This is a genomic window from Actinophytocola sp., from assembly GCF_050699915.1.
Taxonomy (GTDB): domain Bacteria; phylum Actinomycetota; class Actinomycetes; order Mycobacteriales; family Pseudonocardiaceae; genus Actinophytocola.
The window spans coordinates 15,505-34,054 of sequence record NZ_JBOHGA010000022.1 but is presented as its reverse complement, the minus strand read 5'-3'; the positions used below and the strand labels follow the sequence as shown (position 1 = coordinate 34,054).

Here is an 18,550-nt window from a genome sequence, read left to right as displayed (position 1 = left end):
GAGCGATGTCACTCTGGAATGTCTACTGAGGACACGACGCGCACGACGTCGTCGTCGCTCGCGGTCGCGATGAGCCTGCCGTCGGCGCTGAACGCGACGTGCCGCACGGGTTTCGAGTGGGGCAGCCAGCGGAGGTCGAGGCCGCTCTGCGGGTCGACGAGTACGGCGGTGGGCGTGCCGGTCGCGACGCACAACGCCGGCCCGGCCGGGTCGAAGGCCAGCGTGGTGACCGGGTTGGCGTAGCTCAGCCGCCGCAGCTCGGGTGCCGAGCCGGCCGCGGTGAGGTCGTGGATCGAGACGGTGTTGTCGTCCCATGCGGTCGCCAGCAAGGTCTCGTCGTGGTTGAAGGCGACCAGCGAGCACGCGAAGCTCCGACTTATGCGCGCCCGTTCGGCCACCGCGGCGGTGTCGACGACGACCACGGAGCCGTCCTCGTTGGCCGTGGCCAGCAGTGTGCCAAGTGGACCGAACGCGACGTCGAAGATCTTCCCGTCCGCGGCCGTGCCGAACACCTCGGCGCTCGTGGTGGCGTCGAGGAGCCGGGTCCTGCGGTCGGCGCACCCGGTGGCGACCCACCGGCCGTCGCGGCTCATCGCGACGCGGGTGACGGTCTGCGGATGGGTGTTGGGGCTCGCCCAGTGCTCGGCGCCGTCCTCGGTGCTCAGCACGCGGGCCGTCCGCCCGGCGGCCGTCGCGACCCACTCGCCGGCCGGCCCGCCGACCGCGATGGCGTTGACCGTGCCGATCGACTCGAGTTTCCAGGACCGGTCGCCGAGGATCGAGAACAGCCGGACTCCGGCGCTGCCCGCGACGGCCACGGACTGCCCGCCGTCGGCGAACGCGAGGTCCGCGAGGGTGCCGGGAACGGGCTTGCGGGCCAGCCGGGTGCCGGTCTCCGCCGCGAGCACGGTGACCGCCGGGCTGCCATCGGCGAAGGCGACCAGCGGCGTGCCCGCCGGCGACATCGTGAGGGCGGTGACCGCGGCATCGTGCTCGTGGCGGGAGACGTCGACGCCGGTGTCGTAGATGTTGACGACCCCGGTCTCGTGATCATTGCTGCCGCACAAGGCGAGTCGGCGACCGTCGGCGCTGAACTCGACGCGCGACGGGAAGTTGTCCACGATCGTGGCCCGCCAGATCGTCGCACCGGTGGCCGCGCCGAGCACGGCGACCTCGGGCAACCCATCGCTGTTCGGCCGGACCACCGCTAGGTACCGCAGGTCGGGACTGAAGACGACGATGCCGACCGGCAGGATCGGGAGCTCGGGCAGCAGTGGTGTGCCGTCATCGACGCCGAACACACCCACGCCGACGTCGACCGTCGCCGCCACCCACCGTCCGTCCGGGCTGAACGTCATCGACCGCACGGTCGTCTCGTGCACCGGCACGGTCTGCGCCGGCTGGCTGGTCGCGGTGGCCAAGATCTGGACCGTCCCGTCCGCGCAGCCGGCTGCGAGCCACTGCCCGTCCGGGCTGTACGCCAGGCTGGCGGGTTCGCTCGCGAGCGGCAGTCGCACCTTGCCACCGGTGTCGATGTCGACCACGTCGACCGCGTTCGAGCCCGCGATCGCGATGCGCCGCGAGTCGGGGCTGAACGCCCACTGGAGGGTTTGGAGATCCCCGTGGTTCAGCCGGATGGTGCCGGTCTGTGCGTCGACGACCGTGACGTGGGGGCTACCCCTGCCGATGACCCACGCACTCCACGCTACGAGCGAGCCGTCCGGGCTGAAGCCGGCGACCTCTCCCCGGAACTGGTCGAACGCCGGGAAGCGAACCTCGCCGTCCTCGGTGCTGACCACCGCGCTTCGCCAGCCGGCCACGGCCAGCCACTGGCCGTCGGGGCTGGCCGCGAGGTGGTTGACGGGTTCGACGTCCCCTCGCGTCCAGCGCGCCGGGCCGGGTCCTCCCGGCATGACGGTGAGGACGCCGTGGTCGAAGTCCGATCCGCTGATGCCGCCGACCGCGAGGTGGCCGTCGGGGAGCCAGGCCAGCCCGAAAGCCCGGAAGGACAACGTGTCCGACCTGATCAGCTGACCGGCGTCGCCCATCACGGCCGCCACTCGGCCGGGAGGACGATCGTGTCGACGAAGACGTTGCGGCGCCCCAGGTCCGGCGTGTCGCCGGCGGCGACGGCGGTGAGGTTCTCCGACTCCCGGATCCGGATGCGCAGCCGGCCGGGCACGGCCGGCAGGGTGAGCGGCGGGATGGTGCCGTCGGCCGCGCGGACCACGGTCTGGCCGGCCACCGGCCGCCAGGCGGGGACGGCGGGGTCCGGGTCCGCGCCGTCGACGACGAGGTCGAGCGCGTCCGGGTCGACACCGGCGGGGCAGGCCTCGAGCGTCGCCTCCAGGCGGTTGAGCGGGTTGGGGGAGGTCCCGCTGACGGTGAGGCGGACCTGCGCCCCGCCGCGGTCGACCACCACGCGCCGGTCGGGCAGCAGCGGGACCGTGTCCGCGGTGACGAAGGGGGACAGCTGGAGTCCCCTGTCGCTGTGCTCCTGGTAGCGGGCGACCACGAGCCGCACGAAGGGGTTGTAGGACTGGCCGACGGCGAGCTCGACGTCGGCGAACCAGCGGTCGCCGCCGGGTTTCACACCGAAGGGCACCACGCCGACGGGCTCGGTGAGCTCGGGCGGGACGAGCTGTGTGGTCGAGGGCGGCCGGAACAGGTCCGCGGTGGGGAACATCGCCGTCGCGGGCGTGCCGAACAGGGGGTCGCGGCCCATGCGGGTGACGAGCGGAGCGATCTTGGCCGACGGTGAGCCGGTGGGTGCCACGATCACCGCCAGCCGCTCGTCCTCGCCGGTCTCGTACCACGGGCGCGCGAGCTCGACGCGGAGCCGCTGCCCCAGCCGGGTGTTCTCGATGCGGTCGCCCGAACGCTGCCGCTGCCACCGGAACGCCGGCACGACCCCGAGCAGGACCGGCGGGTTCGGCCGGGCCGAGGAGAGGATGTTGACCACCGGCTGCGGCAGGGACAGCTCGAACGCGGACGCGGGATCGGTGTCCTTGAAGTACTCACGGAACCGGCTGACCGCGTTCAGCGTGTAGGTGATCATGCGGTGCTTGGTGTCGCCGAACTCCTGCCGGATCTCGGGCCTCGGCGGGTCGCCGCGGTCGATGGACCGGCTGTGCAGATGGGTGACCGTCACGGGGCGCTTGCCGGGGTCGGCGGTCTCCCCGACGTCCTCCCATTCGGTCCACGCGGCGGCGACGTCGAGGCGCCCGGTGCTGTCGGTGTGCAGCCCGGTGTCCGCGGCGAAGACCGGCTTGAGCAGGGCCGTGGTGTCGTGGTGTGCCCGCGTTACCTCGAGCGGCACGTTCCAGCGCGGCTCGGCCAGCGGCCGCCGCACCGCGTGGACCACGAGCACCCGGCGGGGCGGCGTGACGACGGGGTTGCGCCCGCGTCTCGTGGCTTCCGGCGAGATCGTCGGGTGGGCGAGGAGGACCTCGCGGATCGCCAGGTGGTTGTTCAGCTCGCCGTCGAGGGTCGAGGACAGCTCGACGACTGCCTGTTCGGCCTTCGCCAGGGCCACCTCGAACGTGTTCGTGTCGGGGTTCCAGCGCATGGTGACCGGTGGTGTGCTCTGGGATCGCGCCGCGAGCTTGATCATCTTTGCCTTGCGCGCCGGCCAGGGCCCGACCCACGCGCTCTCGTCGCTGATGTCCGTGAGTGGTCCGCCTGGAGCCTTCGAAATGTGCGCCGTGACGCCGCTGGCCACCGGGTCGGCGAGTCCGGTGCCGGCGGCGTCCGCGTGCATGGCGCGGCGGGCGAGCGCGAAGGACTCCTCGACGGTCTTGTTCTCGAGCATGCGGTGCTGCTCGATCAGATCGAACGAGACGGTCGGCGCGCGCAGCTCGCGGGCCTCGGTGAGCGGGTAGTCCGGGTCGGCCGCGTGCAGCTGCTCGACGGTCAGGTCGTGGTCGCTGCGGATCACGAGCCGGTCGAGCGCGGCGCCCGCGGCGAACGTCGTCGGACCGAGGAGCGTGGGCGGCCGCACCGGGTCGTGCCGGACGTAGGTCACGCTCGTGCTGGCGATTTCGGGGTCCTGCAGCTCGCCGAGGGACAGCCCGCCGCCGGCGATGTCGGCGACGCGCACCCGCAGCTGGTAGCTGTCGGCGAAGCGCAGAGCCGGCAGCCGTCCCTCGGGAACCTGGAAGTCCCACCGGAAGTCGAACGGCAGCGCCTGGCCCCTGCGCACCGGGCCGGGAGTGTCGCCGACCAGGTTCGGCTTCGGCAGCGCCAGGCTCCACCCGTTCCACCGCAGCACGACCTCGTCCGCGCGCAGCTCGCCGTCGGCCTGCCGCACCGCCGCGAACGGCTTGACGTGGCCCTCCTCGCGAACCCGTTCCTCGCGGTCGGCGCGCCCGATGGAGACACCGTTGACGCTGTAGTCGACGTCGCGCTCACACACCGAGCGCCACAGTGAGCCCGCACGGCGGACGTCGACGCGGTAGCCGAGCACGAGGTCGTCGGCGGTCAGCTCGGTGTCGGCCATCGAGGCGGCGGCCCGGCGGGTGCCCGCGCTGCGCTGCCGCCGGTCGAAGTCGGCGCCCCGGCCCGGGCGCAGGAGCGCGAACCCGATCGACCGGGCCGGTGGCATCGTCGCGTGCTGGGGCGGGTTCTTGGCGTTGTCGTGGGCAGCCTGCCGCAACCCGCCGACGGCACCGTTGATGTCGAAGGTGGCGATGGCCCACCGGGCATCGGCGCGCGCCGCCGGTTCGTCGAGCGAGACGGAGTCGCCCAGGTTGAGCACGCCGGCGCGGATGCCCGTGGCGGAGCCCGGCGCGGACGCGGGGCGGAACACCTCGTCCTCGGGTCCCTCGTAGCGGGTCCACGGCGACGTCACGAGCGAGCGCAGGAACGGCGGGTCGGTGCAGCGGATCGACAGCGACCGCGGGGCGCTCTCCGCGCCGAGCCTCAGGTCCGCGACGTCGACGAGCAGCTCGAAGATCAGACCCAGGTCGAGCAGCACCGTCGGGTGCTCTCGCAGGTTCGCCACGAGCTGGTGGAAGTCCGGGACCACAGGGATGGGCGGGTCGAAGTCGGCGGGTGGCGCGACCGGTTCGGGGCCCGCCCAGGCGTCGATCCCGGTCCGGATCGCGGCGTCGGTCGCCGCGGGGTCGTCCAGCGCGCCGGTTACGCCGGCGGCGCGGTAGGTGGCGGCGGCCTTCTTCGCGTCCTCGACCGTGCTCGACACCTCCGGCGTGGGGACGGTCTTGTCCTGCCACTCGTTGACGATGCCGCCGTCGCCGCTGAAGAACTCGGTCCAGACCTCCGAGCGCGCCCGCGCGACGTGCTCGATGCGGTGTGACGCGATGGTCTCGCCGACGGACGTCTTCGTGCGGAGCTGAAAGCTCACCTCGTCGATGAGCAACGCCGGCCAGTCCGCCAGCCCGAAGTTCTGGGCGATGTGTCCCTCGCCCAACCGCGGCACGACGAGAACCCGGACCGACGCCTTGCCCGACGGCCGAATCCCGTCGGGGACGGCCACCCACAGCAACTCACTCATGACGCCCCCTCGCAGGCTCGGTGCCGCCGCTCGCGGTCGCCCTGTGACATTGATTCGCTCGCAAGCTCGCTCATGATCACTCCATGACGTAGACGCGGGCGTGCTCGTCCTCGCAGCCGGTGGCCAGCAGCGCACCGTCCACTCCGAACGCGAGATGGCTGACCGGACCCGGATGGATGAGCCGGGCGACCTCGGCCTCGCCCTCCGCGTCGACGATCGTCACGATCGGATGCTCGGTCGCGACGGCGAGCTGGTGGCCGGCCCCCTGGAAGGCGAGCGTGATCACCGCGGCCCGTACCGCGAAACGGCGAACCAGCACGGCATCGGGACCGTCGACGCGCCAGATGTGGACCTGGGCGTCGGTTCCGGCGGTGGCGAGCAGCGTCCCGTCGGCGCTGAGGGCCGCGACGCGCTGCGGCCCGGGATGCTCGATCCGGTGGCGGCGCTGCCCGGTGGCGGCGTCGATCACGCTCGCGCTGCCGTCGTCGCTCGCACTGACCAGCAGGCCGCTCGCGCCGACCGACAGCGCGCGGATCCTCGCGTCGTGCTCGAAACCGTGCAGCTCGTCCCCGGTCTCGGCGGAGAGGATGCGGATCTTCCGGTCCAGCGCGGCGGTCGCCACCCACGCGCCGTCCGGGCCGAACGCGACGTGGGTGACGGTGTGGGAGTGTTGCGCCGTCCAACGTGGACGGTGGTCGTCCGGGTCGGCCCCCGCCGGCAGCCGGCGGTCGAACAGCCGCGCCGCTCGGTCGTTGCCGGCGGTCGCGAGCCGTTCGCCGTCGGGGCTGAACGCGACGGCGTTGACCGGTCCGCCATGCCGCGCGACCCAGCGTCCCTTGGTGATCGTGTCGAAGACCACGCAGCGCCCGTCGGCGCCGGCCGTCGCCGCGCTGTGTCCGTCGGGGCTGACCGCGACCGAGGCGATCGATCCCGAGTGGACGCGCGCGAGCATCTCCTCCCCGGTCGCCACCCGGAACACGACGAGCTTCGGTTCGTCGCCGGCGGTGATCGCGGCGGCGATACCGGCTTCGGCGGCGCTCACCGCGACCATGGTCACCCGCCCGCCGCAGTCCCGGCTGGCCCATGCCGGCCGGCCGACCTCGTAGACCCTGACTGAGTCAACGCCGGCCGCCACGAGCCGGGAACCGTCGTGGCTGAACGCGACATCGGCGGCGTGGGTGGCCACGCTCCACGCCGGCGTGCCGGTCGCCGAGTCGAGCACGGTCAGCCCGGGCCGGCCCACCTCCGTCGGTGTCGCCGGGGCGAGGTAGTTGACCGCGACCTGGCCGCCGTCGGGGTGGAACGACACCGAGTGGTCGGTGGCGGGTCGCAGGACCCGGTGCCGGAACACCGTGCGCCCGTCGACGACGGAGCACAACCCGAACAGGCCGGACCCGAGGAACGCCACGGTGCTGCGGTCGGGTCCGATGCGGATGCTCTCGCGAAACCGGCTGGCCGCTGTCAAATCGGCGGCCGCGACCTGGGACAGCTCCGCCATGTCCCGCGTGGCGTAGTGGGTGATCACACCAAACCGTCCACTCGCGACGATCACGGCGTCCTCGGCCGTGTTGAACGCGCTCGCCGACGCGAACCCGTCGTGCTCGTCGACCTGCCACACGATCGCGCCGTCGCGGCTGTGCACCACTGCCGGGGAACCGGTCGCCGTCAGCTCGGAGTCGCTGCTGAACGCCGGCTTCGCGAGGCATCGCCCCTGGCTGTGCAGGAGGTCGCCGGTCTCGGCGTCGAGGACATAGGCGACCTGCTCGGCCTCGCCCGACGGAGGAAACCCGGTGACCCCCAGCAACGTGGAGTCGGGACTGAACACGAGATGGCCGAGGCCCGGCGTGTGCCAGAGCTCCTGCCCGGTGCCGGCATCGAGCATTCGGATGTGCCGTTCCTCGACGCCCATGGTGCCGCTGATCGCGACCCGCTGTCCGTCCGGGGAGAAGGCGATGTCGCGGCACCAGTGCTGGTCGAGCCGCCAGCGGAGCTCACCCGACGCGGCGTCGAGCACCGACAGCCCGTTCGGGTCGTTGAGCAGGGTGCCGGCGCCGACGGCCACCCAGCGATCGTCGGGGCTCCACACCACGCGACCCGCCTTGTGCGGCACCTCCGTGTGACACAGGAGGCGGACGTGCTCGGGCAGCTCGCCGGCCGCCCGCGCGGACCTGGGCGCGGCGACGATCTGGTCGCTCGACTCGTCGGCGAACGCCTTCCGGTACTCCCGCCACCGGGCCAGTGCGGCCTCGTCGTCGGCGGCCCTGGAGAGCTCGTCGAGCGGGTGTGCGCGTGCGCCGCCGCCGGCGATCACCCACTCCCCGCTGTCCAGCTCGACGCTCTCCGACCACAAGGTGAGGTCGATCTCGATGACCAGCGTCGCGCGGCCGACCAGCGAGTTCCTCTCGGAGTTGTAGGTCATCGTCAGGCACAGCTCGACCGAGACGGAGATCAGCCCGAGCACCTCGATGCAGCCGCCGATGCGCAGGTAGCCGCTCAGCGTCACGATGCCGGCGCGGTCGAGCGTGAACCGGACTCCGCCGAGCGCGTGCACCTCGCCGGACGCGACGACGAAGTCGACCGCGACGAAGGCGCCGAACTCCAGGGAGGCCTCGAACAGCTGGAGGCCGTCGCGGTCGAGCGAGATCTCCACGTACCCGCCGCCGCCGAACATCATGACGGCCAGCTGGAACGGGTTCGCGCGGCTGGCGAACCCGAGCGCGACCCGGAAGGGATCTCCGTTGAACGGGATGTCGATCCCGGCGGAGAGCGCCATGTTGCGCATGACGAACGCCCCGGCGGTGACCGGCGGCAGCGGCAGGGCGTACCGCACCGCGACCCCGCTGGGCCGCACGTCCAGCAGCTTGCCCGCCGCGCCGAGGTCGACCATGTTCTGGAGCTTCTCCAGCAGCTTCAGCTCGCCGAGGAACTCGACCTTCACCCCGCTGACGTCGACCTTCGGCGAGTTCCCGTCCTGCTGGCTGAACTTCAGCTCCGCGAACTTCACACGCAGGATCCGCTTCGGGCCGGGCGGCAGCTCGAGCGCGAACTCCTTCACCGTGCACACGGTCGAGTTCCGGTTCGCCGCGGCCGTGATGTCCAGGTCGAGGCGCGTTTGGGGAGTGGCGACGAACGGGCCGATCGTCTTCAGCGCCACGTTGCGCCACTGCATGCGGATCTCGGGCGCGGATCCGGGAACCGGGATCGCGGTGATCTCCGGCGGCAGCTTCAGCTGGGACAGCAGCTTGTTGAGCGGGAAGCCGAGCAGGCTCGCCTTGTCGGACGGGAACAGCGAGGCCGGGTCGATCAGCCCGGTGGCCGGGTTCGGCAGCGCTGCCAGGCTGACCGGTCCCAGGGTTCGGGAGATGGCGTCGGTGGCGTACTTGGGCGCGACCAGCCCGCCCGCCTTGTCGGCCGCCGCGGAGAAGTCGATGTCCCGGACCTCGGCCGGCAGCATCTGGAGGGCGACGTCCTCGGCGGCGTTGCGCAGGTACTTCTCGGTGAACTTCACCGCCGACAGCCGGGGGTCCCCGCGCAGCACCCGCAGCGCGGGCAGCGCGACCTCGAGCTGGTCCAGCCCCGCGCGGTAGCCGTCGCGAAGGTCGAGCTGCTTGAGGCCCTTGACGGTGATCGAGTGCACCTCGTGCGCGTCGCTGGTCGCCCGGTCCGCGCGGCCGGCCGAGCCGGTGACGTCGAGGACGGCACCGGGCAGGCCCGCCTTGTGCGTGCCGTAGTCGCCCGCCAGCCGCGTCGCCAGCTCAGGGCTGGCCAGTGAGTCCACAGTGGGCAGCAGATCCGCCACGAACAGCAGCGGGAGCTCGAACCGGACGTCGCCGTTGCTCGTCGCGGCGCGGATCGGGAACCTCACCCGCGCGTTCTGGTCGCCGAGAATGGTCGGCCAGCAGTGGGTCGGCTTGCTCCCCACGCCCGGGAGGTCGGTGAACGCGAAGTCCGGCGGGGCGAGGTCTGGGTACGACGTCGTCGTGATCTCCGTGTCGCCCAACGGAAACCCGCGCTGGACCGGGCCGTCGGCGGGTGCCCGCCGCACGGGTTCGACGATGGTGAGCACGAAGACCGAGCGCAGGACCGCGGTGCCGGCGTCGAAGACGCGTTCGGAGTACTCCAGGAACACGGCGCGGTGCCCGAGCGGGTACATGACTCCCTTGGTCACCACGCGGACCCGCATGTCGCGCCCGAGCACGGCGTGGTGCTCCCACTCGAAGTTCGGCCAGACTCCGACCGCGTCGAGGGTGCCGCCGAGCGCGCTGAGCTCGAGGCGCGAGACGGACGCGGGCTGGTTGCGGGTCTCGGTGACCACGCGGACCCGGCTGGCGCGCGTCAGCGGGAGCGAGTTGTTCGGCGCGAACGTCGGGTCGGCCGTGCCGGCCGTCGCCTCGTCGGGCGCCCGCAGCGTGAGCCCGGCGTCGGGCCCGGCGGTCCCGGTTGGACTCGACGCGTCGACGAGGCCCGTCCGCCACATGCCACTGACCTGTTCGGACACCACCGGCTCGGTCGGGTGCCGGCCGCGGACGGCACCGGAGGCGGACCGTCCGCGAGGAGTGATGAGCAGGCGCCAGGGCAGCTCGATGGCGGTCTCGTCCGCGCCGGGCACGCCGGCGGCGGTGACCAGCGGGCTGCCCGCGATGGCGGCGAGGATGCCTTCGGCGGTGAGGCTGACGCGAGTGCCCGCCGCGACGGCGAACACGACGCGAGTGCCGCCGGACAGGACGCCGCGCCAGCCCGGGACCGTCCCGCCCGTCGAGCCGGCGGGCAGTGGCAGCGGCGCCGCGGAGTTCCTCGGCGAGCTCTCCTCGCCGACGTGCTGTGGTGGGAAGAGCACGACCAGCCGGGCCTGTGCCGACGCGGTCAGGATCGGCACGCCCGCCGGATCGGCGCCCGTCGTGGTGAACCCGGACCAGCGGACTCCCGCCACCAGGTGATCGTCGGCTCGTACCACCAGAAAGGACGCCATCGACGACACCTCCGTCACGGCACGGACACGCGCCCAGTCGACGCGGGTCCTCCTTCTGAGTCGCCGCACCCAGTCGATCTCGTTACGGGTGGGCCGGTGAGTAGGGGGGAACTGCCCGAACGGCCTCGCCCGCGGCGGGGGTCGTCACTGTCCACCCGTAACGGATCGTCGGCGAGTAGCGACGCAGTCCGGCTGATGGGCTACCGCCCGTCGAACATCCGCGCCGGGTCGTCCCCGCATGCCGTCGCGATCAGGTCTCCCGCGGCGCTGATCGCGATGTCGTGAACCCGCACGATCGAGCCCTCGGTGACCACGGCGACGCGGCGGTCGGTCGGATGGAACCGCAGCGCGGTGATCCTGGTGGGCAGGCGTCGCTCGACGAGCGAGGCGCGTCCCGGCGAAGACGAGTTCCTCGATCGCGCCGTCGTGCTCGAAGCGGTGCGCCGGCTCGCCGTTCGTGGCGTGGAGTACCCGGGTCGATCGGTTCGCGCAGCCGGTGGCGACCCACGCGCCTTCGCCGCCGAACGCTGGCACTGTGGACACGCGCGGTCTGTCGCCACGGGCGGCCGCGACCTCACTGGCCGTCCGCACTGATCGCGAAGGCGTTCACCGCGCCGCCGTCCGGAACCGCCACACCGGCAACCCCGAGACCGTCTGGTACATCCGGAGCTGGTCGGTGGCTCCGTCCGAGGAGAGTGCGAGCAGTCGGGCGGCCGAGCTGACGACGTGCCTGCCGACCTGCCCTTCGTCGAAGCGCCGACCCCACGGCGAGCCGGTCGCCGGCCGGGCTCCGCACGATCGGCCCGCCGGCGAACGGCAGCTCCGCGGCGCAGATCAGGCGGAGTCAGCAGGCGAGGCGGAGGTCCAGAAAGGCGTCGGAAAGCGCCACAGCGCCAATGAATGTGCAATAAATGTCCGGCAAAGCGGCGCGTCATACCGTCATCCCGCGCCTCGAGGAGGGGCGCAGGAAATCTCCACTTGCACGGCCTCCACAAGAGGTCAACTGGGAGGGCAAATGACACGTCGATTCTTCGCGATGCTCGCGCTGCTGGCAGCCGGCTTCGCCTCGGTGCTGCTGATCGCGCCGGCGCAGGCCGCCGCGGCTCCGGCCGCGCCGCCCGTGGCCGCTGCTACCTGCAGCGGCACCGGCTGCGACAACAAGGACCCGGTCAACACGGGGTGTGCGTCGAGCGGCAGCTCCGTCGCCAGCAAGTCGACCGCGAAGGGTACGTTCCACCTGTACTACTCGAGCGTCTGCAAGACCAACTGGGTTCGCGTTCCGAACTACGCGGGCGGCAGCAGCCGGCCCGACGGAAAGCTCCAGCTGACGGTGTGGGACGCGCCGCGGAACAAGTACGTCGACTTCTTCGCCTCGTCGAGCGCGGGCGTGCACTACGGCAACATGGTGTACTCGCCGGGCAACAACTGCTCCTGGGGCATGGCCGACTGGAACCTGGGCGGCTGGGACGTGCAGGTCAAGTCCAGCGGCTGCTAGCAGTCACCCACGAGACCGAGGCGAGCCAGGCTCGCCTCGGTCTCGTCCGCTTGGTCCCGGGCACCGATCGCCTGCCACAGTCCCAGCGCGCGGGTCAGGTCGCCGCGCGCGCCGGACCGGTCCTCGCGCAGGTCGCCGACCAGCAGCAGGCAGTGCGCCTCCTCGGACCGGTTGCCCTGCCGGGCGAAGATGGCGGCCGCCCGCTCCAGCGCCGCGATCGCGCGCCGGCCGTCCCGTCCGGAGATCCGGCCGTAGGTGAGCAGCGTGTACGCCACGCACCGCTCGTCGTCCAGGTCCTCGAAGATCTGCAACGCCCGCCGCAGCGCGTCGCGGGCCCGATCCGGGTCGCCGACGCCGGCGTACAGCACGCTCGCCTCGCGGAGCACGACCGCTTCCCGGTGCGTGTCGCCCAGAGATCGGCACATCCGCAGCGCCGCCTCGAAGGAGGTCAGCGCCTCGGCGGACCGGCCGAGAGCGGTCAGCACGCTCCCGAGCGCGTTGCGCAGCTGCACCTCGAAACGCTCGTCGCCCGCGGCGACCACCATGTCCAGCGCCTGCCCGACGCGGCCCAGCGCGTCGTCGTGGTTGCCGAGCACCCGGTCGATGGTGGCCAGGCCGCCGATGGCGAGCCCCGCCCCGCGCTTGTCGTCCACCCGCTGGCACAGGTCCAGCGAACGGTGCAGGTTGAGCCGAGCGGCGTCGAACTCGTCGCGGTAGATGTTCAGCTGGCCGAGCCCGTGCAGCAGCACGGCCTCGCCGCGCAGGTTCCCGGCCGCGCGCACCGCGCCGAGGGCGAGCTCGTTCGCGCGCCGCCAGTCGTCGTAGTGGCTGCGGTGGTCGTAGAAGGGCGCGACGGTGGCGGCCAACAGCCACGCGGCCTCGTCCAGCCGCCACTCCGCGGCCAGCGCCACCGCGCCGAGCAGCGTGTCGCGCTCGGCCTCGAACCACCGCACCGGATCCGGAACCAGACAGTCCATCGTGGACTTGTCGAGCCCGCTCGCCCGGGACGGCACGCGGAACAGGCTCGGCGGCAGCCGGTCGGCCGCGTGGGCGGCCAGGGCGACCCAGGCGTCCAGCAGCCGGCGCACGGCCTCCCGCCGCTCCGCCTCCGGAATGGTCCGCGCCCCTTCGAGCGCGAAGGCCCGCAGCAGGTCGTGCAGCCGGTAGCGAGGGCTGCCGGCGCAGTCGATCCCGGTCTGGCGCAACAGGTTCCCGTCCACCAGCGTGTCGAGCACGTCGTCGGCGTCGCGGCGACCGAGCAGCGGGCCGAGCACCCAGCCCGGCACCGTCCGCGGGCCGAGCAACCCGAGCAGGCGGAACCCGCGGAGCGCGTCCTCGGGCAGCACGCAGACGCTCGTCTCGAAGCTCGCCCGCACGCCGAGCTCGCCGAGCCGCAGCTCGTTGAGCCGCCGTGACTCGTCGGCGAGCCGCTGGCGCAGCAGCCGCAGCGGCCACGCCGGGCGGCCGAGCAGCTTGCCCGCCGCGACGCGGATCGCCAGCGGCAGATGTGCGCAGGCACGAAGGATGGCCCGGGCCTCGTCGGGTTCGGCGGCGACCCGGTCGGTCCCGATGATCCCGGCGAGCAGCCGGTGTGCCTCCGCCTCGGCCAGCACGTCGAGCTCGAGGTGCTGCGCGCCTGGGAGGTCGGTGAGCAGCCCCCGGCTGGTGACCAGCACCGCGCAGCCGCCGGTGGACGGCAGCAGCGGGCGGACCTGCTCGCTGTTCGCGGCGTCGTCGAGCACCAGGAGGACCTGTCGGCCGGCAAGCAGCGAGCGGAACAGCGTCGTCCTCGCCGGCACCCCGTCCGGCACGCCGGCGCCGGTCACGCCCAGCGCGTGCAGCAGCTCGGCGAGCAGCACCGCCGGCTCGCGCGGCTCGTCGGACGTACCGGCCAGGTCCAGGTAGAGCTGGCCGTCGGGGAACCGCGAGGTGACCTGGTGCGCGGCGTGCACGACCAGTGTCGACTTGCCCACCCCCGGCCCGCCGCGGACGACCACGACCGGTGGCGGCCCGTGCTCCGCCCGGTCCGGCAGCCGAGTCAGCAGCTGCCGCAGCTGCGGTTCCCGACCGGTGAAGTCCGGGACGTCGGAGGGCAGCTGGCAGAGGGGAGCGGCCGGGCGGGCGTGCACCTCGACCTCGTCGGGCAGGTCGCCGGAGAGCAGCCGCTGCTGGATCCGGCGCAGCTCCGCGCCGGGCTCGGCGCCGACCTCCTCGACCAGGATCCGCCGCACACGCTGGAAGGTCCGCAGCGCCTCGGCCTGGCGACCGCCGCGGTGCAGCGCGAGCATCAGCTGGCCCCACGGCCGCTCGCGCAGCGGATGCTCGTCGACGTGCCGGCGCAGCTCGCCGATCAAGGTGGCGTGCCGGCCACGGGCGAGGTCGGCGTCGACGCGGGCTTCCCACGCGACGAGCCGCAGCTCCTCCAGCCGGGACGCCTCGGCGCTGATCAGCGGTGTCGGCGCGACGTCGACGAGTGCGGGCCCACGCCACAACGCGAGCGCCTGCGCGAGCACGTCGCCGGCGTTGCCCCGCCCCGCCCGCAAGGCCTCGTGCCCCCGTTCGAGCTGCGCGCCGAAGAGGTGCGCGTCGACGTCCGCGGGGCCGACGGCGAGCTGGTACCCGGGCGCGAGGGTGCGCAGCAACCGCCCGTCGTGGTCGCCGAGCAGCCGCCGCAGCCGCAGCACGTACCCGTAGACCTGCGCGGTGGCAGTCCTAGGTGGACGGTCACCCCACAGCTCGAGGACGAGCTGGTCCATCGAGACGACATCCGGAGCCCGAACAAGGAGCACGGCCAGTAGCGAACGCCACTTGGCCGCGCCGACGTCCAGCCAGTCCTTGCCGTCGAATACGTTCAGCGCCCCCAACAAGCGGAACCGCACGCCCACTACCTCCCCCAGAGTGGCAACGCGTCCGAGCGGCAACGGTACAGCAACTCACGATTCGTCACACCTGTCTCGGCCCAGCCGCGCGGCACGGCTCAACCGACGCCGACGGTCTGGCGCTCCGGTTCGACGACGGCCACGTTGCGCTCCTGGTCCCGGGGGTACGGCCCGCCGATGTACTTCATGGCGAGCCCGTCGATGATCTCCCAGGCCGCGTCGCCCTCGAGCCATTCGACGACGTGCCCGCGGATGACGACCGGGGTGAACGGGTCGTCGGCCGGGGCGATGGACAAGGCCAGCCGGGGGTCGCGGCGCAGGTTGCGGGCCTTGCGCGTGTTCGGGCCGGTGAGGAACACGATCTTGTCGCCATGGGTGCCGATCCACAGCGGCACGCTGTGCGGCGAGCCGTCCGGCAGGACGGTGGCGAGGTGCGCGATCGAGGTGCCCTCGAGTACGCGGCGCACGTCGGGTTCGAGCATCGGTTCTCCTTCAGCGTCGGTGGTCGGTGAGCCAGGCGGCGTAGTCGGCGACCGCCGCCTTGATGTCGAAGGCCGGCACGAACCCGGTGTCGGCGGTCAGGCGGGAGATGTCGAGGTGGGGCTGGTTGGCCGCCCCGCCCCCGGGCAGCAGGTCGATCCGCGCCGAAGGGTCGACGGCGCGGCACGCCTCGGCGAAGTCGCGGTTGGTCGACGGCCGGCCGCTCGACACGTTGTAGACGGCGTGCCGCAGCGTCGGCGTGGTCATCAGCAGTGCGATGGCACGGCCGGCGTCCGGTGAGTAGCAGCGGTCGCCGCCCTCGTCGGCATGCAGCGTCGGTGGCCGCTCGCCCTTGGCCACCGCGTTGACGAGCGCGGGGAAGGGGATGAACGGCGACGCCGGATCGGCGAGCGGCCCCCAGATCGTCCCGATCCGGAGCAGGATCGGTTGGACGTCGCTGTCGGCCAGCGCGATCATCGTGAGGATCTCCGCCGCCTTCTTGAACGCCGGGATGGGGTGGAGGTCGAACGCGTCGGGCAGGTCCAGCTCCTCGTGCAAGCGGCCTTCGGGGCGTCCTGTGTAGACACTGATGCTGCTGGCCACGGAGAACCGTCGGATACCCCAAGCGCGGGCCGCCTCCAGCGCGTTGCGCAGGCCGGTCGTGTTCACGCGCAGGAACTCCATCGGGTCGGGCACCTCGAGACCCCCAGCCGCGAGGTGCACGATGCCGGTGATCTCGTGCCGATCCCCGAGGGCGAGAAAGGCTTCGCGGTCGGTGACGTCGAGGTGCTCGACGATCGCCCGGTCGGCGAGGAAGGACGGGACGTCGGCGTTGTGGCGCCGGGTCACGACGACCTCCTCGCCCAGGTCGAGCAGGGCGCGGGCGGTCTGCGAGCCGATCGTGCCCAGCCCACCGGTGATCAGGAACATCTCTCTCCTCGCGGTCGTGTCATCAGATGGCCTGGGGGAAGTCGAAGAGACGGTCGGGGTCGTAGGCGCGCTTGGCCGCGACGAGCCGGGCGTGGTGGTCGCCGTGGTACGCGCTCGCCCAGTCCTCGAGGTGGACGTCGGGGAAGTTGGCGTAGACGCGCCCGGTCCCGTGCGCGTGCGCCAGCGCCCACGACCGGTCGACCCACTCGGAACCGTCCTCGCCGACATGTTCGAGCAGGAACCGCGCCCCGCGGTGGGCGTACGCCGTCGCGTCCGGCGCGAACTCGTCGTAGGCCCCACCCAGCGCGGTGAAGGCCAGCTCGCGCCGTCCCTTCAGCGGGCCGGCGCACAGGTCGTCGAGCAGCGCGGTGACCGTGCTCGGCGGGAGCGGGCGGGCGAAGAGCTCGGAGCGGCTTCGAGTCGTCAGTGCCGTGGGCTCGCCAGCCGGTGCGAAGGACCGCTTGAGGCCGCACACGGTGAGGTCGTCGCGAAGCCGCACGTCAGGAAGTGCGTCGACCCGGCTCACCAGTCCGTCCAGCAGCGCGGCCGTCCCGTCGCGGTCGCACAGCGCCGCGCCGAACGCCGTCACCTCGAGCGGCCGGCCGGGCTCGGCGGCGACGCTCAGGTTCACGGTGATCTCGGCCGCGGCGCGCGGCGCCCAGTCCTGCCACGCGGCGACGACACCAGCGACCACGGCGGCGGCGTCCCCGGCCCAGCGCAGCTCGACGCGCGTGACCCGCGGCTCGGGCACCGTCGCGAACTCGAGCGCGGTGACCACTCCGAACTGTCCACCGCCGGACCCGCGCAGTGCCCAGAACAGCTCCGGCTCCCGGTCGGCGTCGCACCTGACGACCCGACCGTCGGCGAGCACGACCTCGGCCGCGGTGAGGGCATCGGAGGTCAGCCCGTACCGGCGGCCGAGCAGCCCCAACCCACCGCCGAGCGTCAGCCCGGCGATGCCGACGGTGGGACCGCACCCGGCCGGGACGGCTCGGCGGTGCGCGTCCAGCGCGCCGTAGACCTGCGCCAACCGAGCCCCGGCCCCGATCCTCGCCCGACCGTCCGGCGCGACGGCCACCGCGCTCAGCGAACCGAGGTCGAGCACGACGCCCTCGGTGGTCGAGCGGCCGGCGAAGCAGTGCCCGCCACCGCGGGGCACCAGGGGAGTGCCGGAGTCGCGCGCGTAGGTGATCGTCTGGACCACGTCGCGGACCGACGCGCACCGGACGACGGCCCGCGGCCGCACGCCGCCGTGGCGGGCGAAGGCCGGTCGCCGGGCCGCCTCGTAGTCGGGCGAGCCCGGCGTGACCAGGTCACCCTGGAGCACGTCGCGCAGCCGGTCCAGATCATCCACGGTTCCGACGCTAAGGGCGTGCGGCCACAGTGGCTTGAACGAAACGTGCGCGTTCAGCCCGCCCGCGGCACCTGCCGGCGACCGGCCAGGAAGGGCAGGTACGACGCCGCGTGGTCGTGTCCGCATCCGCACCGGTCCACGTCGCCGAGGAGGAGCTCGGTCGGCGTGAGGCCGGTGAGCCGGTGGCACTCGCGGCTGAGATGGGCGTGGTCGGCGTACCCCACGTCGGCGGCGAGGTCGGCCACGCCGAGGGGCCGGGCCGCCGGCGATCCCGCGGCCTGCGCCAGCGCTAGGTAGCCCTGGAAGCGCAGCGTGCGCTGCAACGGCTTGGGCCCCAGGCCGACGGCGGTGAGGAACCGCCGGCGGAGCTGGCTCGCCGAGATCGCGAGCTCCGTGGTCAACGCACTGATGCCGACCGGCTGCCACGGCATCAGCCGCTGCGCCGCGACGGCGACGAGCGGGTCGGGTCGGTCGCGCTCGTCCTGCATGGACACGAGGTGTCGCTGGAGGAGGTCGAGCGCGGCGTCGGGCCCCGGCGCGTCGATAAGCAGCTCGCCGAGCCGGAGCGCTTCGGACCGCCACAGGTCCGCCAGCGAGATCGCCTGGTCCACGAGCTCGTCCGCGGGCAGCCCGAGCAGCGGCGTGGCCGCCCCGGGCCAGAACCGCACGCCGACGATGGTCGCGTCGGCCGGCAGCACCTCCACCAGGGCGGCGGTCAGGGGCCCGACGAGCCGCGGGATCGCCCCGATCCGGCAGTGCAGCTCGACGCCACCAGTCGGCAGGTGGCGCTGGACGTACGGCTCGGGTCCGGTGCGCTGCACCCAGACCGTGCGCACCCGCGTCGCCAAGGAGCGCAACGGGATCCGCTCCACGTAGCTCTGGGGCTCACCCACGCCTGGAGTCTATGAGGGACCACCTCGAAAACCGTTCA

General features: G+C 72.9%; 9 protein-coding genes. 1 reads left to right on the top strand and 8 read right to left on the bottom strand.

Translation table 11 applies throughout. The features are described from left to right. Positions 1-8: 8 nt before the first annotated feature. The 3 genes from ACRDSK_RS06600 to ACRDSK_RS06590 all read right to left on the bottom strand — a co-directional run bounded on the left by ACRDSK_RS06600 (position 9) and on the right by ACRDSK_RS06590 (position 10,481). A complete protein-coding gene (locus ACRDSK_RS06600; protein WP_431439044.1) occupies positions 9-2,048 on the bottom strand; it encodes a WD40 repeat domain-containing protein in 2,040 nt (679 codons plus the stop codon). Further along, a complete protein-coding gene (locus tag ACRDSK_RS06595) occupies positions 2,048-5,512 on the bottom strand; it encodes a hypothetical protein (RefSeq protein ID WP_431439043.1) in 3,465 nt (1,154 codons plus the stop codon). Before ACRDSK_RS06595 ends, ACRDSK_RS06600 begins: the two co-directional genes overlap by 1 nt. Positions 5,513-5,588: 76 nt before the next feature. Further along, complete coding sequence (locus ACRDSK_RS06590; RefSeq protein WP_431439042.1) at positions 5,589-10,481, bottom strand: WD40 repeat domain-containing protein; 4,893 nt, start codon at positions 10,479-10,481, stop codon at positions 5,589-5,591. Positions 10,482-11,496: 1,015 nt separating this feature from the next. On the opposite strand from ACRDSK_RS06590, the gene ACRDSK_RS06585 reads away from it, so the two are divergent. Then, positions 11,497-11,976: a DUF2690 domain-containing protein gene (locus ACRDSK_RS06585; protein WP_431439041.1), complete on the top strand. Its 480-nt coding sequence runs from the start codon at positions 11,497-11,499 to the stop codon at positions 11,974-11,976. Here ACRDSK_RS06585 and ACRDSK_RS06580 read toward each other — a convergent pair. From ACRDSK_RS06580 to ACRDSK_RS06560, 5 genes are all read right to left on the bottom strand, one after another. Then, a complete protein-coding gene (locus ACRDSK_RS06580; protein WP_431439040.1) occupies positions 11,973-14,855 on the bottom strand; it encodes a BTAD domain-containing putative transcriptional regulator in 2,883 nt (960 codons plus the stop codon). The two genes, ACRDSK_RS06585 and ACRDSK_RS06580, sit on opposite strands and share 4 nt — an antisense overlap. 98 nt (positions 14,856-14,953) lie before the next feature. After that, positions 14,954-15,337: a PPOX class F420-dependent oxidoreductase gene (locus ACRDSK_RS06575; RefSeq protein WP_431439039.1), complete on the bottom strand. Its 384-nt coding sequence runs from the start codon at positions 15,335-15,337 to the stop codon at positions 14,954-14,956. A gap of 10 nt (positions 15,338-15,347) precedes the next feature. Then, the gene (locus ACRDSK_RS06570; protein WP_431439038.1) at positions 15,348-16,265 is read right to left on the bottom strand and encodes an NAD-dependent epimerase/dehydratase family protein; all 918 of its coding nucleotides are present in this window, start codon (positions 16,263-16,265) and stop codon (positions 15,348-15,350) included. 22 nt (positions 16,266-16,287) lie between these two features. Continuing rightward, on the bottom strand, positions 16,288-17,619 hold the full coding sequence (locus tag ACRDSK_RS06565; RefSeq protein WP_431439037.1) for an FAD-binding oxidoreductase: 1,332 nt from the start codon (positions 17,617-17,619) through the stop codon (positions 16,288-16,290). Positions 17,620-17,672: 53 nt separating this feature from the next. Then, a complete protein-coding gene (locus tag ACRDSK_RS06560) occupies positions 17,673-18,512 on the bottom strand; it encodes a DUF6597 domain-containing transcriptional factor (RefSeq protein WP_431439036.1) in 840 nt (279 codons plus the stop codon). Positions 18,513-18,550 lie beyond the last annotated feature (38 nt).

Excerpts from the sequence above, each read along its gene's own strand:
- ACRDSK_RS06595 (WP_431439043.1), bottom strand. The coding sequence starts at position 5,512 with ATGAGTGAGTTGCTGTGGGTGGCCGTCCCCGACGGGATTCGGCCGTCG.
- ACRDSK_RS06575 (WP_431439039.1), bottom strand. The coding sequence starts at position 15,337 with ATGCTCGAACCCGACGTGCGCCGCGTACTCGAGGGCACCTCGATCGCG.
- ACRDSK_RS06585 (WP_431439041.1), top strand. The coding sequence starts at position 11,497 with ATGACACGTCGATTCTTCGCGATGCTCGCGCTGCTGGCAGCCGGCTTC.
- ACRDSK_RS06570 (WP_431439038.1), bottom strand. The coding sequence starts at position 16,265 with ATGTTCCTGATCACCGGTGGGCTGGGCACGATCGGCTCGCAGACCGCC.
- ACRDSK_RS06600 (WP_431439044.1), bottom strand. The coding sequence starts at position 2,048 with ATGGGCGACGCCGGTCAGCTGATCAGGTCGGACACGTTGTCCTTCCGG.
- ACRDSK_RS06590 (WP_431439042.1), bottom strand. The coding sequence starts at position 10,481 with ATGGCGTCCTTTCTGGTGGTACGAGCCGACGATCACCTGGTGGCGGGA.